This window comes from Streptomyces roseoverticillatus, assembly GCF_000719265.1.
In the GTDB taxonomy this organism is placed as follows: Bacteria; Actinomycetota; Actinomycetes; order Streptomycetales; family Streptomycetaceae; genus Streptomyces; species Streptomyces roseoverticillatus.
In genome coordinates this window covers 52,050-67,790 of sequence record NZ_JOFL01000030.1, presented here as the reverse complement: position 1 = coordinate 67,790, position 15,741 = coordinate 52,050, and the positions used below count along the sequence as shown (strand labels likewise).

At 71.3% G+C, this 15,741-nt stretch carries 16 protein-coding genes and 2 pseudogenes; 1 reads left to right on the top strand and 17 read right to left on the bottom strand.

Features of this window, described 5'->3' with window-relative positions:
- Positions 1-94: 94 nt before the first annotated feature.
- The 16 genes and pseudogenes from IF61_RS0128120 to proS all read right to left on the bottom strand — a co-directional run.
- Positions 95-775, bottom strand: a pseudogene (locus tag IF61_RS0128120) (DNA-processing protein DprA); the annotation flags it as partial.
- Positions 772-2,379, bottom strand: a complete 1,608-nt coding sequence (locus IF61_RS0128115; protein ID WP_030369343.1) for a YifB family Mg chelatase-like AAA ATPase — start codon at positions 2,377-2,379, stop codon at positions 772-774. The pseudogene IF61_RS0128120 and the gene IF61_RS0128115, both read right to left, overlap by 4 nt.
- On the bottom strand, positions 2,379-2,738 hold the full coding sequence (locus tag IF61_RS0128110; protein WP_030369342.1) for a YraN family protein: 360 nt from the start codon (positions 2,736-2,738) through the stop codon (positions 2,379-2,381). The genes IF61_RS0128115 and IF61_RS0128110 overlap by 1 nt, the downstream gene beginning before the upstream one ends.
- Before the next feature lie 82 nt (positions 2,739-2,820).
- A complete protein-coding gene (locus tag IF61_RS0128105) occupies positions 2,821-3,129 on the bottom strand; it encodes a DUF2469 domain-containing protein (RefSeq protein ID WP_007821609.1) in 309 nt (102 codons plus the stop codon).
- 39 nt (positions 3,130-3,168) lie between these two features.
- Complete coding sequence (locus tag IF61_RS0128100) at positions 3,169-3,678, bottom strand: NUDIX hydrolase (protein ID WP_030369341.1); 510 nt, start codon at positions 3,676-3,678, stop codon at positions 3,169-3,171.
- Complete coding sequence (gene lepB / locus IF61_RS0128095; protein ID WP_030369340.1) at positions 3,668-4,414, bottom strand: signal peptidase I; 747 nt, start codon at positions 4,412-4,414, stop codon at positions 3,668-3,670. Before lepB (IF61_RS0128095) ends, IF61_RS0128100 begins: the two co-directional genes overlap by 11 nt.
- 112 nt (positions 4,415-4,526) lie before the next feature.
- On the bottom strand, positions 4,527-5,531 hold the full coding sequence (gene lepB / locus IF61_RS0128090) for a signal peptidase I (protein WP_052393120.1): 1,005 nt from the start codon (positions 5,529-5,531) through the stop codon (positions 4,527-4,529).
- The gene (gene lepB, locus IF61_RS0128085) at positions 5,473-6,357 is read right to left on the bottom strand and encodes a signal peptidase I (RefSeq protein WP_397945255.1); all 885 of its coding nucleotides are present in this window, start codon (positions 6,355-6,357) and stop codon (positions 5,473-5,475) included. Before lepB (IF61_RS0128085) ends, lepB (IF61_RS0128090) begins: the two co-directional genes overlap by 59 nt.
- A 307-nt stretch (positions 6,358-6,664) precedes the next feature.
- Positions 6,665-7,465: pseudogene (gene lepB / locus IF61_RS0128080) on the bottom strand (signal peptidase I); the annotation flags it as partial.
- 45 nt (positions 7,466-7,510) lie between these two features.
- Positions 7,511-7,861 carry a 50S ribosomal protein L19 gene (rplS, locus tag IF61_RS0128075; RefSeq protein WP_030369336.1) on the bottom strand — a complete coding sequence of 117 codons (351 nt, stop codon included), beginning with the start codon at positions 7,859-7,861 and terminating at the stop codon, positions 7,511-7,513.
- 130 nt (positions 7,862-7,991) lie between these two features.
- Positions 7,992-8,810, bottom strand: coding sequence for a tRNA (guanosine(37)-N1)-methyltransferase TrmD (gene trmD / locus IF61_RS0128070; protein ID WP_030369335.1), 819 nt, complete (start codon positions 8,808-8,810; stop codon positions 7,992-7,994).
- The gene (gene rimM / locus IF61_RS0128065) at positions 8,810-9,499 is read right to left on the bottom strand and encodes a ribosome maturation factor RimM (protein ID WP_030369334.1); all 690 of its coding nucleotides are present in this window, start codon (positions 9,497-9,499) and stop codon (positions 8,810-8,812) included. Before rimM ends, trmD begins: the two co-directional genes overlap by 1 nt.
- 84 nt (positions 9,500-9,583) lie before the next feature.
- Positions 9,584-9,823: an RNA-binding protein gene (locus tag IF61_RS0128060; RefSeq protein WP_020868149.1), complete on the bottom strand. Its 240-nt coding sequence runs from the start codon at positions 9,821-9,823 to the stop codon at positions 9,584-9,586.
- A gap of 2 nt (positions 9,824-9,825) precedes the next feature.
- Positions 9,826-10,260 (bottom strand): 30S ribosomal protein S16, encoded by a 435-nt coding sequence (gene rpsP / locus IF61_RS0128055; RefSeq protein WP_030369333.1) that lies wholly within the window; start codon positions 10,258-10,260, stop codon positions 9,826-9,828.
- Between the two features lie 155 nt (positions 10,261-10,415).
- Positions 10,416-11,006, bottom strand: a complete 591-nt coding sequence (locus IF61_RS0128050; protein ID WP_030369332.1) for a hypothetical protein — start codon at positions 11,004-11,006, stop codon at positions 10,416-10,418.
- 430 nt (positions 11,007-11,436) lie between these two features.
- Positions 11,437-12,852 (bottom strand): proline--tRNA ligase, encoded by a 1,416-nt coding sequence (gene proS / locus IF61_RS0128045; protein WP_030369331.1) that lies wholly within the window; start codon positions 12,850-12,852, stop codon positions 11,437-11,439.
- Positions 12,853-13,149: 297 nt separating this feature from the next.
- Between proS and IF61_RS0128040 the strand changes: the two genes are divergently transcribed.
- Positions 13,150-13,971: an SAM-dependent methyltransferase gene (locus tag IF61_RS0128040; RefSeq protein WP_078660565.1), complete on the top strand. Its 822-nt coding sequence runs from the start codon at positions 13,150-13,152 to the stop codon at positions 13,969-13,971.
- Positions 13,972-14,137: 166 nt separating this feature from the next.
- Here the strand turns inward: IF61_RS0128040 and ffh are convergent, their stop codons facing one another.
- Positions 14,138-15,682, bottom strand: a complete 1,545-nt coding sequence (gene ffh, locus IF61_RS0128035) for a signal recognition particle protein (protein WP_030369329.1) — start codon at positions 15,680-15,682, stop codon at positions 14,138-14,140.
- Positions 15,683-15,741 lie beyond the last annotated feature (59 nt).

Genomic DNA, 15,741 nt, shown 5'->3' with positions numbered 1-15,741 from the left:
CACAGCTGTTGCACTGACTACGCTCTTCCACACCGGCGTTGAGCTGCACCGATGCCTAACTGGCTGTCAGGGCAACAGGACGCAGCCCCAGAGAAGCGGGGATGACGCGGTTGCGCAGGACGAAGCGGCTGCGGGTGGGGTGGCCGCCCGGGGGCAACTCGGCCAGCACGAGACCCCGTTCCACGATCCGGTCGAGCAGATCCGCGTGGCCGCGCGGGTAGGGCACGTCGACCCCGCAGGCCAGCACGGCCACGGTCACCCCGCCCGCGGCGAGCGCCCCTCTGTGCGCGGCGCCGTCGACGCCGTACGCCGCGCCGGACACGACCACCCAGCCACGCCGGGCTAGCCCGGCGCCGAGGAGGGACGCGACGTGCGAGCCATAATCGGTGCAGGCGCGGGCGCCGACCACGGCGACGGAGCGCAGGGCCCACAGCCGCAGGTCGGCGCCGCCGCGCACCCACAGGCCGAGCGGACGGGCGTCGCCGAGGTCGTCCAGCTGCCCGGGCCATTCCGGGTCGCCGGGGCAGACGAAACGGCCGCCCAGCCGAGCGACGGCGTCAAGGTCGCCCTGGGGATCGAGGGCGGCGGCGCGCTGCCGACAGCCCGCGAGCCGCTCACGGCCGGCGCCCTTCGGTGCCGGTCCCGTGCCCGTGAGGCCCCGCACCAGCCCCACGGTCCCCATCTCCCGCACCCAGCGGCCCACGCGCTCGTCACCGGGCTCGGTCAACCGGGTCAGCGCGGCACGGGCCAACCGGTCCTCGGCGGAGGCAGTCACGGGCGGTCCCCCGGCAGAACGGTGCCGCGATGGACGCCCGTACGCAGCTCCAGCGCGCAGTTGACGTCCGCGGCGCCGGGGCGGTCGTGCCCGGCGAGGTCGGCCACGGTCCAGGCGACCCGCAGCACGCGGTCAAGGCCACGCGCCGTCAGCAGGCCCCGCTCCATGTCGCGTTCGGCTTCGACGAGTGCTCCCGGGGCGACGCGCCAGCGGGTCCGCAGTTCGTGGCCGGGGACCTCGCTGTTGGTCGCCCAGGGCGTGTCCGTAAGGCGGGCGGCGGCCCGCTCCCGGGCGGCACGGACCCTCTCGGCCACCTCGGCCGTCGTCTCCGCTCCTGTCCCGGCTCCCGTGAGCTCGGAGCGGGCCACCGGTTCGACCGTCACCCTCAGGTCGACCCGGTCCAGGAGGGGGCCGGAGAGACGGGCGCGGTAACGCCTGACGGCCTGCGGGGCGCAGTCGCAGCCCTCGGCCAGCATCCCGTGCCTGCCGCAGGGGCAGGGATTCGCGGCCAGGACGAGCAGGAACCGGGCGGGGAGCCGCAGCACGCCGGCGGAGCGGGCCACGATCACATGCCCTGATTCGAGCGGCTGCCTAAGTGCATCGAGCACGCGTCCGGAGAACTCCGGTGCCTCATCCATGAAAAGCACTCCACGGTGCGCGAGGGACACCGCGCCGGGGCGCGGCAGCCCCGAGCCGCCGCCGACCAGGGAGGGCATGGACGCAGAGTGGTGCGGGGCGCAGTAGGGGGCTCTGCCGACGAGGGGCTGCCCGGCGGGGAGCGTCCCCGCTACGGAGTGGACCGCCGTGACCTCGAGCGACTCCTGCGGGGTGAGCGGCGGCAGCAGGCCTGGCAGCCGCTCGGCGAGCATGGTCTTGCCCGCTCCGGGCGGTCCCTGGAGGAGCAGGTGGTGCCGCCCGGCGGCGGCGACTTCCAGGGCCGTCCGGGCCTTGGCCTGCCCGGCGACCTCGGAGAGGTCGGGCTGCCGCTCGCCGAGCAGGACGCCCGTTCCCAGCCCTGCCCCCGGGACCGAGAGTCCCGCGAGCATCGGATCCGGGCGGCCCTCCTGCAGCGGCTCCTCCTCCGGCACCGGCTCGTCCGTCAGGACCGCGATCAGCTGGCGCAGGCTGTGGATGCCGAGGACCGAGACCCCTGGCACGAGTGATGCCTCAGCGGCGGTGCGCTCGGGGACGACGACCTGCCGGTAGCCGGCGTCGGCGGCAGCCAGGACGGCCGGCAGGATGCCCGGCACCGGCCGGACGCGGCCGTCGAGGCCGAGCTCGCCGATCAGCACCAGATCAGCGAGCTCGCGCGGGTCGAGACGCTCCGAGGCAGCCAGGACGGCACAGGCGACGGCGAGGTCGAAGCCGCTGCCGCTCTTGGGGACCGCCGCGGGGCTCAAGCCGACGGTCAGCTTCTTCTGCGGCCACTCGGCGCCGGAGTTCACCACGGCGGCGCGGACGCGGTCCTTGCTCTCGACGAGGCTCTTGTCGGGGAGGCCGACGAGGGTGAAGGCGGCGACTCCGGGCTCCAGGTCGGCCTGGACCTCGACCACCACTCCCTCGACGCCGACCAGCGCCACCGAGCACGTACGGGCGAAGCCCATCACGCCACCCCCTTGGCGTGCTCGACGGCGGGGGCGCCACGACCGGGGACGATCACGCCCACCAGGTCGATCCGGACACCGCCCGGAGGCGGGCCGCCGTGGCGCTCCAGCCAGCGCTCGGCGAGCCGGCGCAGCCGCTCCGCCTTCGCCGGGGTGACGGCGGCCATCGGATGCTCGTACACACCGGTGCTGCGGGTCTTGACCTCGCAGACCACCAGGGTGTCGGCCTCCATGGCCACGATGTCGATCTCGCCCTCGCGGCATCTCCAGTTCCGTTCGAGGACGACGATGCCGGCCTGGGCCAGCAGGCGGACGGCAAGATTCTCGCCGTAGCGGCCGAGTGCTTCTCGGGCGTTCACGGGCACCACCTCCGGCGCCCACCCTGCCGCCGCGGCCCGTAACTATTGGATCTTGGTGGATAACCCGTCGGTTGTGGAGAACTCAGCCACCCGGAAGGTCGAGGTCGGTCTTGTTGAGCTCCTCGATGTTCACGTCCTTGAACGTGAGCACCCGCACCTGTTTCACGAAGCGAGCGGGGCGGTACATGTCCCAGACCCAGGCGTCGGCCATCGAGACCTCGAAGAAGACCTCGCCCTGGACGGAGTGCACCTGCATCTCGTAGTCGTTGGTGAGGTAGAAGCGGCGCTCGGTCTCGATCACGTATTTGAACAGACCGACGACATCGCGGTACTCCCGGTAGAGCTTCAGCTCCATCTCGGTCTCGTACTTCTCGAGGTCCTCGGCGCTCATGGCATGTTCCCCTTCAGCCGTGCGTCTCCCCATTGTGCGTCAGGCACGCTCCGTCTCCAGGAGCACCGGCGTACGCGGGGGTCCCTCGTCGAGCAGCGTACGCAGCAGCCCGGCGAGCCTGGTCGGATACACCGTCTCACGGGTCGCGAGGAGTTCCCCGCAGGTCCACCAGCGCAGCCCCGTGACGCTGCGCCGCTCCAGTTCCGTCCCGCCGCCGGTCCACTGGCCGGGCTGCGCCGTACGGGCCAGGAAGTAGCGCTCGTCCTGGTTCCAGAGGCGGCCGTCGAAGGGGAAGGAGCAGGTGCGGCGCCACAGCACGGGGCCCAGTTCGATCTCTGTGATCCCGGTCTCCTCGGCCAGCTCCCGGCGCGCCGCCTGCTCCCACGTCTCGGTGCCCTCCAGGCCGCCGCCCGGGGTGAACCACCAGGTGGTCCAGGGATCGTCCGGTTCGTAGCCGTGCATCAGCAGGATGCGGTCGGACGGGTCGAGCAGGACGACCCGCGACGCCTTGCGCGGCTCGCCGGCGCTGCCGGACGCTTCACCGGCCATGGGCGGGCACCTCCTCCCTGCGCCTCGGTGTGACGAGACGCGCCACAGGGCCGTACGCCGCGCCGCCCAGGATGAGCACCGCTCCGGCGATCACGGCGGCAAGCACCAGCGGCAGCGGGCCGGGCTGCGAGGTGCCGCCGGGAAGGGCGGCGAAGGACTCGGGTCTGTCCATCATGCCCCAGCCCGCCACGGGCCAGGCAGTGGCGTCCACGCGTGCCCGGACGGCGCCGCGCGGCACGGTGCCGTGGGAGGCGTCGGAGAGGTGGCCGCGGGAGTCAACGGAGTCGCTGCGGTGGTCGCCGAGCAGGAAGAGCTGTCCCTCGGGGACAGTCGCGGAGAAGCGGGTGGGCGACGCCGTGCCCGTGTCCTGCAGATACGGTTCCTCGATCGGTTCGCCGTCGACCGTGAGGCGCCCCTTGCTGTCGCAGCAGGCCACGGTGTCGCCGCCGGTGCCGACGACCCGTTTGACCATCGGCGTGTCGCCCCAGATCTTGTCCTTGAAGACGACGATGTCCCCGCGGCGGACGTCGCCGCCGCCTATGCGCTCGGCGAGGACCCGGTCACCCATCCCGATCGTGGGCGCCATGGAGTCGGTGGGGACGGTGTACGGCTGGTAGAGCAGGGCGCCCCAGACGAAGCCGCCGAGGAAGAGCACACAGCCGACGGCCACGGCCAGCCCGGACAGCATCCTGCCCGCGCGGCCGTGGCCGTCGTCCGTACGTCCTGCTCCGCTCATCCCAGTGCTCCCGCCCCGCGTAGAAGATCGGAATCCGCATGCCCAGGGGCACGGGAACCGCACACTACCGGGCGGTATGCAGGCGAGTCAGCCCTTCGGGAGGCTCTGCCGGTCAGTCCCTGAGGGCGCTCCGGTGGGTGAGCTCCTCGGTGCCGCCCCGTGCGGCCGACCGGCGCCGGCGCCACAGGACGAGCGGCACCGCTCCGGCGAGCCCGAGCGCGGACGGCGCGGCCGCGGCGGCCGCGTTGATCCCCGGCTGGTCGAAGGTGCCGGGGACACCGAGGAAGGACCAGCGGTTGATCGGCCAGGCGACCACGAAGGCGCGGCCCACGACGTCGGACACCGGGACGAAGCCGTGATCCTGGTTCGGGTGGTAGCGCGAGTCCAGGGAGTTCTGGCGGTGGTCACCCATCACCCAGAGCTTGCCCTTGGGGACCTCGATCGGGCCGAAGGGCTGGTCGTCGCACGGGGTGTTGTCGGGGAAGAGGTAGTCCTTCTCCGACAGCGCCTTGCTGTTGACCTTGACCGGGCCGCCCTTCTGGCACTCCACGGTGTCCCCGCCGACCGCGATGACCCGCTTGATGAGGTCCTTCTCCTCGGCCGAGGGCATGAGGCCGATGAAGCTGAGGACCTTCTGCATGCCGCTGCCCAGCGGGCCGGACTGCGGGGTCTGGGTCTCGTCGCCCAGCCAGTTGTCGGGGTCGTGGAAGACCACAACCTCGCCGCGCTCGGGCTCGGCGCCGAACCACGGGGTGAGCTTGTCCACCAGCACGCGGTCACCGCGCTGGAGGGTGTTCTGCATCGAGTCCGACGGGATCGAGAACGCCTGCACCAGGAACGTCTTGATCAGCAGCGCGAGGACCAGGGCGATGCCGATCAGGATCGGCAGTTCCTTCCAGAACGACCGCTGCTTCTTGGGCCTCTCCCCGCGCGGGCCCTCACCATCGGTGTCCGCGTCCGGGCTCACGTCTTCGCCGTCCCTCCGCGCCGGCCCGCCCATAGCCTCCTGGGACGCCTGGGACATGGCCTCCTCCGGCACACCGGCCCCTGGCGACCCGTCAGCCTCCCCGGGCCGCTTCTCGGGCTCTTCGTGACCGGACCGTGCGCCGACCGCCAAGTCCCCCACATCCACTCCTCTCGCTCCGCTCTCCACGCTGCGGCCTGCCGTACGCATGAGGCAGGCCCACCACTCCCATAACGAGCGGGAGTTCCGCAGGGGTCGGGAGCTGGATCAATCCTTGCTGATCCATGGGGGACACACTATGCGGCGAACCGCTTGCTTGGGTCTCCGCGGGCGGCGCGTCACCGACCGATGCGAAAGTGTCTCTTTCGGACAGCTGCCGCCAGTGGCCCAGGGGCCATGCGATCACCACCGCACGGCCGATCACCAGCTCCTGCGGCACGGTGCCCTGCCCGGGGTCGTCCAGGTGGAAGCGGGAATCAGCCGAGTTGGAGCGGTGGTCGCCCATCACGAAGTAGCGCCCCGCGGGGACCCGTACCGTGAATTCAATTTTGGAGGGCGGGTTGTCCGGGTGCAGATACGGCTCGTCGAGCGGCGTTGCGTTGACCGTGATTTTGCCGTTCTCGTCACAGCACTTGACCGTGTCACCGCCGACGCCGATCACTCTCTTGATCAGGTCGTGCTCGTTCGCCGCCGGCAGCAGACCGATGAAGGTCAGGAACTGCTTGACCTGTCTGACCCCCACCGGGTCGGGCCCGGCGCCCGTCTCCTGCCCGTCCTGCCAGCCGCCGGGGTCCCGGAAGACGATGACGTCACCGCGCTGCGGCCTGGAGCCGAACCAGGGGGTCAGCTTGTCCACGAGCACACGGTCGCCGATCCGGATGGTCTGCTCCATGGAGCCGGAGGGGATCACGAACGCCTGCACCAGGAACGTCTTGAGCACGAGGGCGATCAGCAGCGCGACCGCTATGAGGATCGGCACCTCTTTGACCGCGGAGCGGCGCCGGCGCCGCTTGACCCGCCGGGCGGCCTTGCGCCGCGCCGCACGGCCGCCTGAGGCCGGAACGCCCGTACCCGCCACTCCTACGTCTGCGGGGCCTGCCGGACCCGGCAGCGTACGTCCCCGGCTACCCACCCGGACTCCCTGCGTGTCCGGCGGGCTCCACGGGGCGCCCGGCGTGTCCGGCGGGCTGTCCGGCCGGCCCTGCGGACTGACCGGCCCGGTCCTGGCCTCGGGCGGGCTGCTCCCCGCCCCATGCGGCGCCCCGTGCGGCCGGCTTTCCTACGTGTCCGGCCGACTCGTCGGGCTCCGGAACGCGCGCGTAGGCGTCGGGGCGCTCCAGGGTGTTCATCCTCCCGAAGGGCCAGCCGATCCAGTCGGCCCGTCCGATGACCCTGCTCACCGGCACCATGCCCCCGCCGGGCTCCCCCAGGTGATCACGTGAGTCGCGGGAGTCGCCCCGGTGGTCGCCCATCACCCACAGCTTCCCCGCGGGCACCACGACGTCGAAGGGCACGCGGGACGGGTCGTCGCCCGGGTAGAGGAAGCGCTCGTCCACCGGGTGGCCGTTGATCTGCAGCCGGCCCCGCGCGTCGCAACAGGTGACCCGGTCACCCCCGACACCGACCACGCGCTTGATGTAGACCGTTGCCGCCGGCCCCATGAGGCCGACGGACGAGGCGCCCTTACGGATCAGCGCCGCCACGGGGTTCTCCGCCGGCGCGTCCTGGACGAAGGACCCGGTGCCGTCGAAGACGATCACGTCACCGCGCTCCGGCTCGTCCCCGAAGGCGTAGGCGAGCTTGTTGACCAGGACGCGGTCCCCCACGTGGAGCGTGTTCTCCATCGAGCCGCTGGGGATCAGGAAGGGCTGCACCACGTAGCTGCTCAGCAGCAGCATGAAGACGAGGCAGAGCGTCAGCAGCACGCCTGCACGGCGCATGGGGCCGCCGCCCCGCAGCCACGCCCGGGCGGCCCTGACCGAGGCCGCCGGAGAGGCGGGAAAACGCGAGGAGCGCGACCCCTGCTCCTCCCCCTCTACGGGGCGGGGAGAGCGGTCGCGCTCCGAAAGCTGTACGTCGGTGTCCATCGAGCCGAAAGCCTATCCGGCCGGGCGCGGACTCCGGACGGAAGCTCAGTTGTCGCGCTTCTCCTTGATCTTCGCGGCCTTGCCACGGAGCTCACGGAGGTAGTACAGCTTGGCGCGACGGACGTCACCGCGGGTGACGAGCTCGACCTTCTCGAAGATCGGGCTGTGCACCGGGAAGGTGCGCTCGACGCCGACGGAGAACGAGACCTTGCGGACCGTGAAGGTCTCGCTGATGCCCGCGCCCTGGCGGCGGATGACGACACCCTTGAACTGCTGGATACGGGAGCGGTTGCCCTCGATGACGCGGACGTGGACGTTCACGGTGTCGCCGGGGCGGAAGGCCGGGACGTCGGTGCGCAGCGACGCGGCGTTGACGTTGTCGAGCAGGGAGGACATGTTCGTCTGCTTCCTCGCCGATGCCACAGGTCATCAGCGGAATTCGTACTGAAGTGGGGATGGTGCCGGAACACCGGGCGGACGTCATTCCCCCTGTGGCAGGGGCGCACGCCGGGCGCAAGGCAACGGCTTATTCTTCCACGTCCGGGGCCACTCGCCCAAATCGGCCGTCGGGGCCGGGGCCCCAGCCCAGGATCGAGAGGATCTCGCGGTCCTTCTTGTCGAAGGCCGCGGGGTCGGCGCGCTCGATCAGATCGGGGCGGTTGCGCACGGTGCGGCGGATCGCCTCGTCGCGGCGCCAGCGGGCGATCTTGCCGTGATGGCCGCTCAGCAGGACGTCGGGGATACCGCGGTCGCGCCACTCCGGGGGCTTGGTGTAGACGGGGCCCTCGAGGAGGTCCGCCATGGCGCCCGGGGCGAAGGAGTCGTCGCGGTGGGACTCGGCGTTGCCGAGGACGCCGGGGAGCAGGCGCGCGACGGCCTCGACCATCACGAGGACGGGGGCCTCTCCGCCGGCCAGGACGTAGTCGCCGATGGACACCTCGCGGACGTCGAGGCGGTCGCCGTACTCCTCGATGACCCGGCGGTCGATGCCCTCGTAGCGGGCGGGGGTGAAGACCAGCCACGACTTCTCGGAGAGCTCGACCGCGAGCTCCTGGGTGAAGGGCCGGCCGCTGGGCGTCGGGACGACGAGCACGGGCAGCTCCTCCCCCTGCGCCCCCGACTCGATGACCGCGTCCAGGGCCTCTCCCCAGGGCTCCGGCTTCATGACCATGCCGGGGCCGCCGCCGTAGGGCGTGTCGTCGACGGTGTTGTGCTTGTCGTGCGTCCACTCGCGCAGGTCGTGCACGCGGACATCCAGCTGACCTCGTGCGCGCGCTTTGCCGACGAGCGAGACGCTCAGCGGCTCGAGGTACTCGGGGAAGATCGTGACGACGTCGATGCGCATCAGGCGTCGCCTCGCTCGGAGTCCTGCTCGGAGTCCTGCTCGGAGCTGCGCTCGGGGCCGTGCCCGGCGTCCTGGGCGGTCCCGGCTCCGGAGTCCTGGCCGGACCCCGTCTCGGGGCCCTGTCCGGCCTCATGCCCCGCCTCATGCCCGGCCTCACGCACGGACGCGATCTCCGCCTCGTCTGCGTCGATCAGGCCGCGCGGCGGGTCGATGACGGCACGCTGCTCGTCCAGGTCGATCTCCGTGACGATCTCGGAGACGAAGGGGATCATGACCTCGGACCCGTCGGGCCGCTCCACGATGAACAGGTCCTGCGACGGCAGGTGGGAGATCTCGCTGATCCGGCCGACGGCGGTGCCGTCGACGGTGACGACCTCCAGGTCCATCAGCTGGTGGTCGTAGAACTCCTCCGGGTCCTCCGGGGTCTCCTCCGGGTCGACCTCGGCGATGAGGAGGATGTTGCGAAGCGCCTCCGCGGCCGTGCGGTCGCCCACGCCCGTGAAGCGCAGCAGCAGCCGACCGCTGTGCACGCGGCCGGATTCGATGGTCAGCGGCCCCGCGGAGGCGGGGTCCGTGGCCAGGACGGCGCCGGGTCCGAGCCGCAGCTCGGGCTCGTCCGTGCGCACCTCAACCGTGACCTCACCCCTGATGCCGTGGGCGCGGCCGATCCTGCCGACTACGAGCTGCATGTTTCCTTCTCTGCTCTCCGTACGCGACAACGGGCCGGGAAGGGCCCAAGCCCTTCCCGGCCCGTGCCGGTGCTCAACCGCTTCTCAGCGGACCTGATCCACGTCGACGAGGTCGACGCGGATGCCACGACCGCCGATGGCGCCCACGACGGTGCGCAAGGCACGCGCGGTGCGGCCGTTGCGGCCGATCACCTTGCCGAGGTCGTCGGGGTGGACCCGGACCTCCAGCACGCGCCCACGGCGCAGGTTGCGCGAAGCGACCTGCACCTCGTCGGGGTTGTCGACGATGCCCTTCACGAGGTGCTCAAGGGCCTCCTCGAGCATCCTCAGGCCTCGGTCGACTCAGCGGACTCGGCCTCGGCGGCCTCGTCCTTCTTCTCCGACTTCTTCGCCTTCGGGGTGATGGCCTCACCCTTCGCCTCGCCCGCGGCGCTCACGACGGCGTCGAAGAGACCGCTGTGGTCCTTCTTCGGCTCGGCGACGAGCATCGGGGCCGGGGCCGGCAGGCCCTTGAACTTCTGCCAGTCACCGGTGACCTTGAGGATGGCCATGACCGGCTCGGTCGGCTGCGCGCCGACACCCAGCCAGTACTGGACACGCTCGGAGTCGACCTCGATGCGCGAGGGGTTCTGCACCGGGTGGTACAGACCGATCTCCTCGATGGCCCGGCCGTCACGGCGGGTACGGGAGTCGGCGATGACGATGCGGTAGTGAGGCGAACGGATCTTGCCCAGACGCTTCAGCTTGATCTTGACTGCCACGGGAGTGGTGTCTCCTGGTCTTGACGTGGTTGGGCACAACGAGATGCCACGTGGGGTTGCGGTACTCGGATGCCCGACGGACGCGCCAGCCGGAGGAGAGAGGGGTCCTATGCGACTGTCGAGTACAGCGTCCCATTGTGCCACACCACTCCAGGTCAGCCGACCGTGACCGCCTCGGGAATCCGGAAGGGCTGGCCGCAGCCGCCGCACATGATGGGCGCCTGGGCGAGCACGGAGGGCACGACCCGCACGTTCCGGCCGCAGTCGCACACCGCCTTGACCCGTACCCCGCCGCCCGACGAGCCGTGCCGCGCCGCCGGCCCGCGGAAGGTGCGGGAGGTGTCGGCGGTGGTCGCGACCGTGTGCGCCTTGAGGGCGCGCTGCAGTCTGTCGATGGTGGGGCGGTAGCGCTTGCGCGCCTCCGGGTTGAGCACGACCAGAGAGAAGCCGCTGCTGGGATGCGGATCGTCGCTGTGGTCGAGCCCGAGCTCCTCGGCGATCGCCAGGAACCGGCGATTGTGGTAGCGGCCTGCGCGTGACGTGTCACGTACACCGCGGGCGGCCGCGATGCCGTGCACTGCCTCGTGCAGCAGCCGTTCGAAGGAGAGCTCGGCGCCGCAGGCGGACGACGACTCCCCGATCAGCGATTCGGGCGCGGCAAGATCCGGCAGCTCGGGGTGGTGCCGCTGAATATCGGCCCACGCCTGCGCCAGCTCTGCGGCGAGAACAGGTGGTGTCGTGCTCACGTCGTGACAACGAGCAGGGGCGGCCCGGTGTTCCGATACCGGGCCATCCCAAATAATTTGCACGTACCAGTCAGTTTCACGCTCATGCGTCGCGACGAGGGCGGGTGCGCAGATCTATGGAGAAGCCGTGCACCTGTTCGCAACCCGGGACGTACTGACTCATCAGTAAGCGCGCACCGGGGGGCGTGCGCCCCCTTGGACGGGCCGACGCCCCCGGGCGCCCCACGGAGCGTGGAGGGCGGCGCTCCGATCGAGGCCGCCCCGCCCTGTCACCGCCTCATGCGGGCGCCTCACGCCGGTGCCGCTCCGGCCACGGTCGCCCCGTGCCGGTACAGACACCCGCGCGGGAACGGCCTCACGCGCCTCATGCCGTCGCTCCACAGGACGCCGCATGGGGCGCCGCCTCATGCGCCGCCCCATGCCGTCGCTTCTAGTAAGCGCGCGCCACGATCGCGATCGCACCCGGCGCGTCGTCCGATTCCGGCACGGAGCCGTCCTCGCCGACCAGGCAGCGGACGGTCACGGCCTGCTCGGCCAGCTTGGCCTCGCCCTCCGGACCCAGGTCCGCCCAGGGGATCCGCGCCCAGCCGCCGGCCACGGCGGCCTCGGCGGCCTCCTCGATGGTCTTCACGTCGGTCGTACGGGACTCGCGGCGCTCACGCGACTCGGCCAGCAGCAGCGCCTGGTCCTCCTCCAGGACCTTCGGCAGCATCCCGACGAGCTCGTCGATGCGGACCGGCTCCTTGCCGCCGGGGATGCGGCGGGCCAGCATCGCGGTGCCGTTCTCCAGGTCGCGCGGGCCGACCTCGATGCGTACCGGTACGCCCTTGAGCTCCCAGTCCACGGCGCGGCGGCCGAACGGCGTGTCCGTGCGGTCGTCGACCTGCACCCGGACTCCGGCGGCCTTCAGCTGGTCACCGATCTCGCGGACCTTGGCGATGACGGCGTCGTCACCCTTGATCGCGAGGACGACGGCCTGGACCGGCGCCAGGCGCGGCGGGACGCGCAGGCCGTTGTCGTCGCCGTGCGACATGATCAGCCCGCCGACCATCCGGGTGGAGGAGCCCCAGGAGGTCTGCCAGACCAGCTCCTGCCGGCCGTCCTTGGACAGGTAGGAGGTGTTGAAGGCCTTGGCGAAGTTCTGGCCCAGCTCGTGGCTGGTGCCCATCTGCAGCGCCTTGCCGTCGCCCATCATTCCCTCGAGCGTGAGGGTGTTGATCGCGCCCGCGAAGCGCTCCTTGGGCGTCTTGCGGCCGAGGACCACGTCGATGCCCAGGACGTTGATCATGAAGTCCGCGTAGACCTCCTTGTGGATGTACGCGGCGTAGTCCCGGGCGTCCTCGTAGGTGGCGTGGGCGGTGTGGCCCTCCTGCCAGAGGAACTCGGTGGTGCGCAGGAAGACGCGCGGGCGCATCTCCCAACGGACCACGTTCGCCCACTGGTTGATCAGCAGGGGCAGGTCGCGGTAGCTCTGCACCCACTTCGAGAAGTAGTCGTTGATGATCGTCTCGGAGGTGGGGCGGACGACGACCGGCTCCTCCAGCTCCTTGCCGCCGCCGTGCGTGACGACCGCGAGCTCGGGGGCGAAGCCCTCGACGTGCTCGGCCTCGCGCGTCAGGTACGACTGCGGGATGAAGAGGGGGAAGTACGCGTTGGAAGCGCCCGCGTCCTTGATGCGCGCGTCCATCTCCTGCTGCATGCGCTCCCAGAGCCCGTACCCGTACGGCCGGATGACCATGGTGCCGCGCACGGGGCCGTTGTCGGCCAGCTCGGCCTTGTTGATCAAGTCCTGGTACCAGCGGGGGAAGTCGTCCGCCTGAGGGGTGAGAATGGGAGCCTTTGCCATGATGCGAATGGTACGGGCCCGATCCGTCCGAGCGTGAATCCGCGGTTCCGGCCCCTCCCCCCGCGCCGCTCGTGCGCCGCCCCCGGCTGTGTGCGCGCCTTTGTGCGCCTCTCGTGCGGATGCGCCCGGCACATGCCATCGTGGGCGTACGGGAACGCGCCCGCGCCACCCCCTGGACTCGGGAACGGATGCGGAGTTCCCTGGCATCAGGGGGTGTTTTCCGGCAACGCGCACGGCAGTACACGGGGGCGGTGGATCGGGCATGCACACGTCTCTCGGCGGATTGGGGCGCTTTCCATGACACCTACGCTCGTCCGGCGGCACCAGCCGTCCTCTTCGTCGCCCGAGTCTCGGGCCCGCGACTGGGCGGAAATCCAGGAACGGATGCTGGTGCCGCTCTACGAAGCGGTGTACGAGCGCCTCGAGGTCGGATCGGGCACCCGGCTGCTCAGCCTGGGCTGCGGCTCCGGCCTGGCCCTGCTCATGGCGGCCGCCCGCGGTGCCACGATCTCGGGAGTGGACCCGGACGGGCGCCGGCTCGCGCTCGCCCGCGAGCGGCTGCTGCCCGAGGGCGGCGGCGCCGCGCGCCTGGGGCACGGGGCCCCCGAGAGCCTCATGGAGCGCGGCACCCCGGCCTTCAACCTCGTCACCGCCTTCGACCCGCTGTACTGCGCGGGCGGGAGCGCGTACGGCATGGCCACGGCACTCGCCCGGGCCGCCTCATGCGCCGAGCGGGGCGCCCCCGTGGTGCTGGCGGGCTGGGGCCCCCAGGAGCGCTGCGCGGCGTCGGGGGCGCTTCGGGTCGCGGCCCGGCTCGCGGACCCCATGTGCGCGCCGGCGCGCTGGCGGCCGAGCGGCCGCGACGACCTGGAGAACCTGGCGCATGAGGCCGGTCTCCGGCCGGACGGCTCGGGCCGGGTCGCGTGCCCGTACGGCTATGCCGACATGGGCAGTGCGGTGCGCGGCATGCTCTCCACCGGCGCCTTCGACGCGGCTGCCCGCGCTACGGACGAGGAACAGGTCACCAAGGAGCTCGTCGAGGCGCTGCACCCGTATCTGCGCCGCGACGGCACGGTGTGGATGCCCAACGTCTTCCGCTACCTGATAGCGCGCGCCTAGCGAAGATCCGCGTCCAGCGCACACGGCGGCGCGTACGTCACAGCCCCCGCGGCCTCTCGGCTGCGGGGGCTGTGACGTTTATTTGCGACGCGGCCGCCTACGGGACGTCGTCCGCGCAGGCGCTCAGGGCGGAGCGCTGCGGACCGCGTCCTCCCGGCGGGGCCGGTCAGCCCATGAACTTCTTGAACTCCTCCGGGAGTTCAAAGTTCTTCGCGTCCTGCCCCGCGGGCAGGCCCAGGGCGTCGCCGGCCTGCTGCTCGCGGCGGGCGGCCGCGGCCTGCTCCTCGGCCTTGCGCTTCATGGGGTTGCCGCTCTGGCGCTTGCCCTTGGCCTGCTTCTGCTGCTTCTTCTTGCGGCCGGCGCCGCCGCCCATGCCCGGCATGCCGGGCATCCCCGGCATGCCGCCGCCCTGCGCCATGCGGGACATCATCTTGCGGGCGTCGAAGAACCGCTCCACCAGGTTCTTGACGGCGCTGACGTCCACGCCCGAACCCTTGGCGATGCGGGCCCGGCGCGAGCCGTTGATGATCGTCGGGTCCTGGCGCTCGGCCGGGGTCATGGACTTGATGATCGCGGCGGTGCGGTCGACGTCGCGCTCGTCCAGGTTGTTGATCTGGTCCTTGATCTGCCCCATGCCCGGCAGCATGCCGAGGAGCTTGCTGATGGAGCCCATCTTGCGGACCTGCTCCATCTGCGACAGGAAGTCGTCGAGCGTGAACTCCTTGGGGCCCTTCGCCAGCTTGGCCGCCATCTTCTCGGCCTCGTCCTGGCTGAAGGTCTGCTCGGCCTTCTCGATCAGGCTGAGCATGTCGCCCATGCCCAGGATGCGGGACGCCATGCGGTCCGGGTGGAACGCGTCGAAGTCGTCCAGCTTCTCGCCGTTGGAGGCGAACATGATCTGCTTGCCGGTCACGTGCGCGACCGACAGGGCGGCACCGCCGCGGGCGTCGCCGTCGAGCTTGGAGAGCACCACGCCGTCGAAGCCGACGCCGTCGCGGAAGGCCTCGGCGGTGTTGACCGCGTCCTGGCCGATCATGGCGTCGAGGACGAAGAGGATCTCGTCCGGGGAGACCGCGTCGCGGATGTCCGCGGCCTGCTGCATCATCTCGGCGTCGATGCCGAGGCGGCCGGCGGTGTCGACGATGACGATGTCGTACTGCTTGGTGCGGGCGAACTCGATCGAGTCCTTGGCGACCTGGACCGGGTCGCCGACGCCGTTGCCCGGCTGGGGCGCGTAGACGCCGACGCCGGCGCGCTCGGCGACGACGGCGAGCTGGTTGACGGCGTTGGGGCGCTGGAGGTCGCAGGCGACGAGCAGCGGGGCGTGGCCCTGGGCCTTCAGCCAGCGGCCGAGCTTTCCGGCGAGGGTCGTCTTACCGGCACCCTGGAGGCCGGCGAGCATGATGACGGTCGGCGCGGTCTTGGCGAAGCGCAGGCGGCGGGTCTCGCCGCCGAGGATGCCGATGAGCTCCTCGTTGACGATCTTGATGACCTGCTGGGCGGGGTTGAGGGCCTGCGAGACCTCGGCGCCGAGCGCCCGCTCCTTGACCTGCTTGATGAACGCGCGGACGGCGGGCAGGGCCACGTCCGCCTCGAGCAGGGCGATACGGATCTCGCGCGCGGTGGCGTCGATGTCCGCCTCGGAGAGGCGGCCCTTGCCCCGGAGGTTCTTGAAAGTCGCTGCGAGGCGGTCGGAGAGGGTATCGAACACGGTGGTCGCGGATCCTTCTTGTTGAGTGTCAAGTCGGCGGCTGACCCCCAAGGGTATCC

Coding starts and splice junctions, on each gene's coding strand:
- IF61_RS0128040 (WP_078660565.1), top strand. CDS start 13,150: ATGACACCTACGCTCGTCCGGCGGCACCAGCCGTCCTCTTCGTCGCCC.
- IF61_RS0128115 (WP_030369343.1), bottom strand. CDS start 2,379: ATGGGCTTCGCCCGTACGTGCTCGGTGGCGCTGGTCGGCGTCGAGGGA.
- IF61_RS0128060 (WP_020868149.1), bottom strand. CDS start 9,823: ATGCTCGAGGAGGCCCTTGAGCACCTCGTGAAGGGCATCGTCGACAAC.
- proS (WP_030369331.1), bottom strand. CDS start 12,852: ATGGCAAAGGCTCCCATTCTCACCCCTCAGGCGGACGACTTCCCCCGC.
- rplS (WP_030369336.1), bottom strand. CDS start 7,861: ATGTCCTCCCTGCTCGACAACGTCAACGCCGCGTCGCTGCGCACCGAC.
- trmD (WP_030369335.1), bottom strand. CDS start 8,810: ATGCGCATCGACGTCGTCACGATCTTCCCCGAGTACCTCGAGCCGCTG.
- IF61_RS0128100 (WP_030369341.1), bottom strand. CDS start 3,678: ATGGCCGGTGAAGCGTCCGGCAGCGCCGGCGAGCCGCGCAAGGCGTCG.
- lepB (WP_030369340.1), bottom strand. CDS start 4,414: ATGAGCGGAGCAGGACGTACGGACGACGGCCACGGCCGCGCGGGCAGG.
- IF61_RS0128105 (WP_007821609.1), bottom strand. CDS start 3,129: ATGAGCGCCGAGGACCTCGAGAAGTACGAGACCGAGATGGAGCTGAAG.
- rimM (WP_030369334.1), bottom strand. CDS start 9,499: ATGCAGCTCGTAGTCGGCAGGATCGGCCGCGCCCACGGCATCAGGGGT.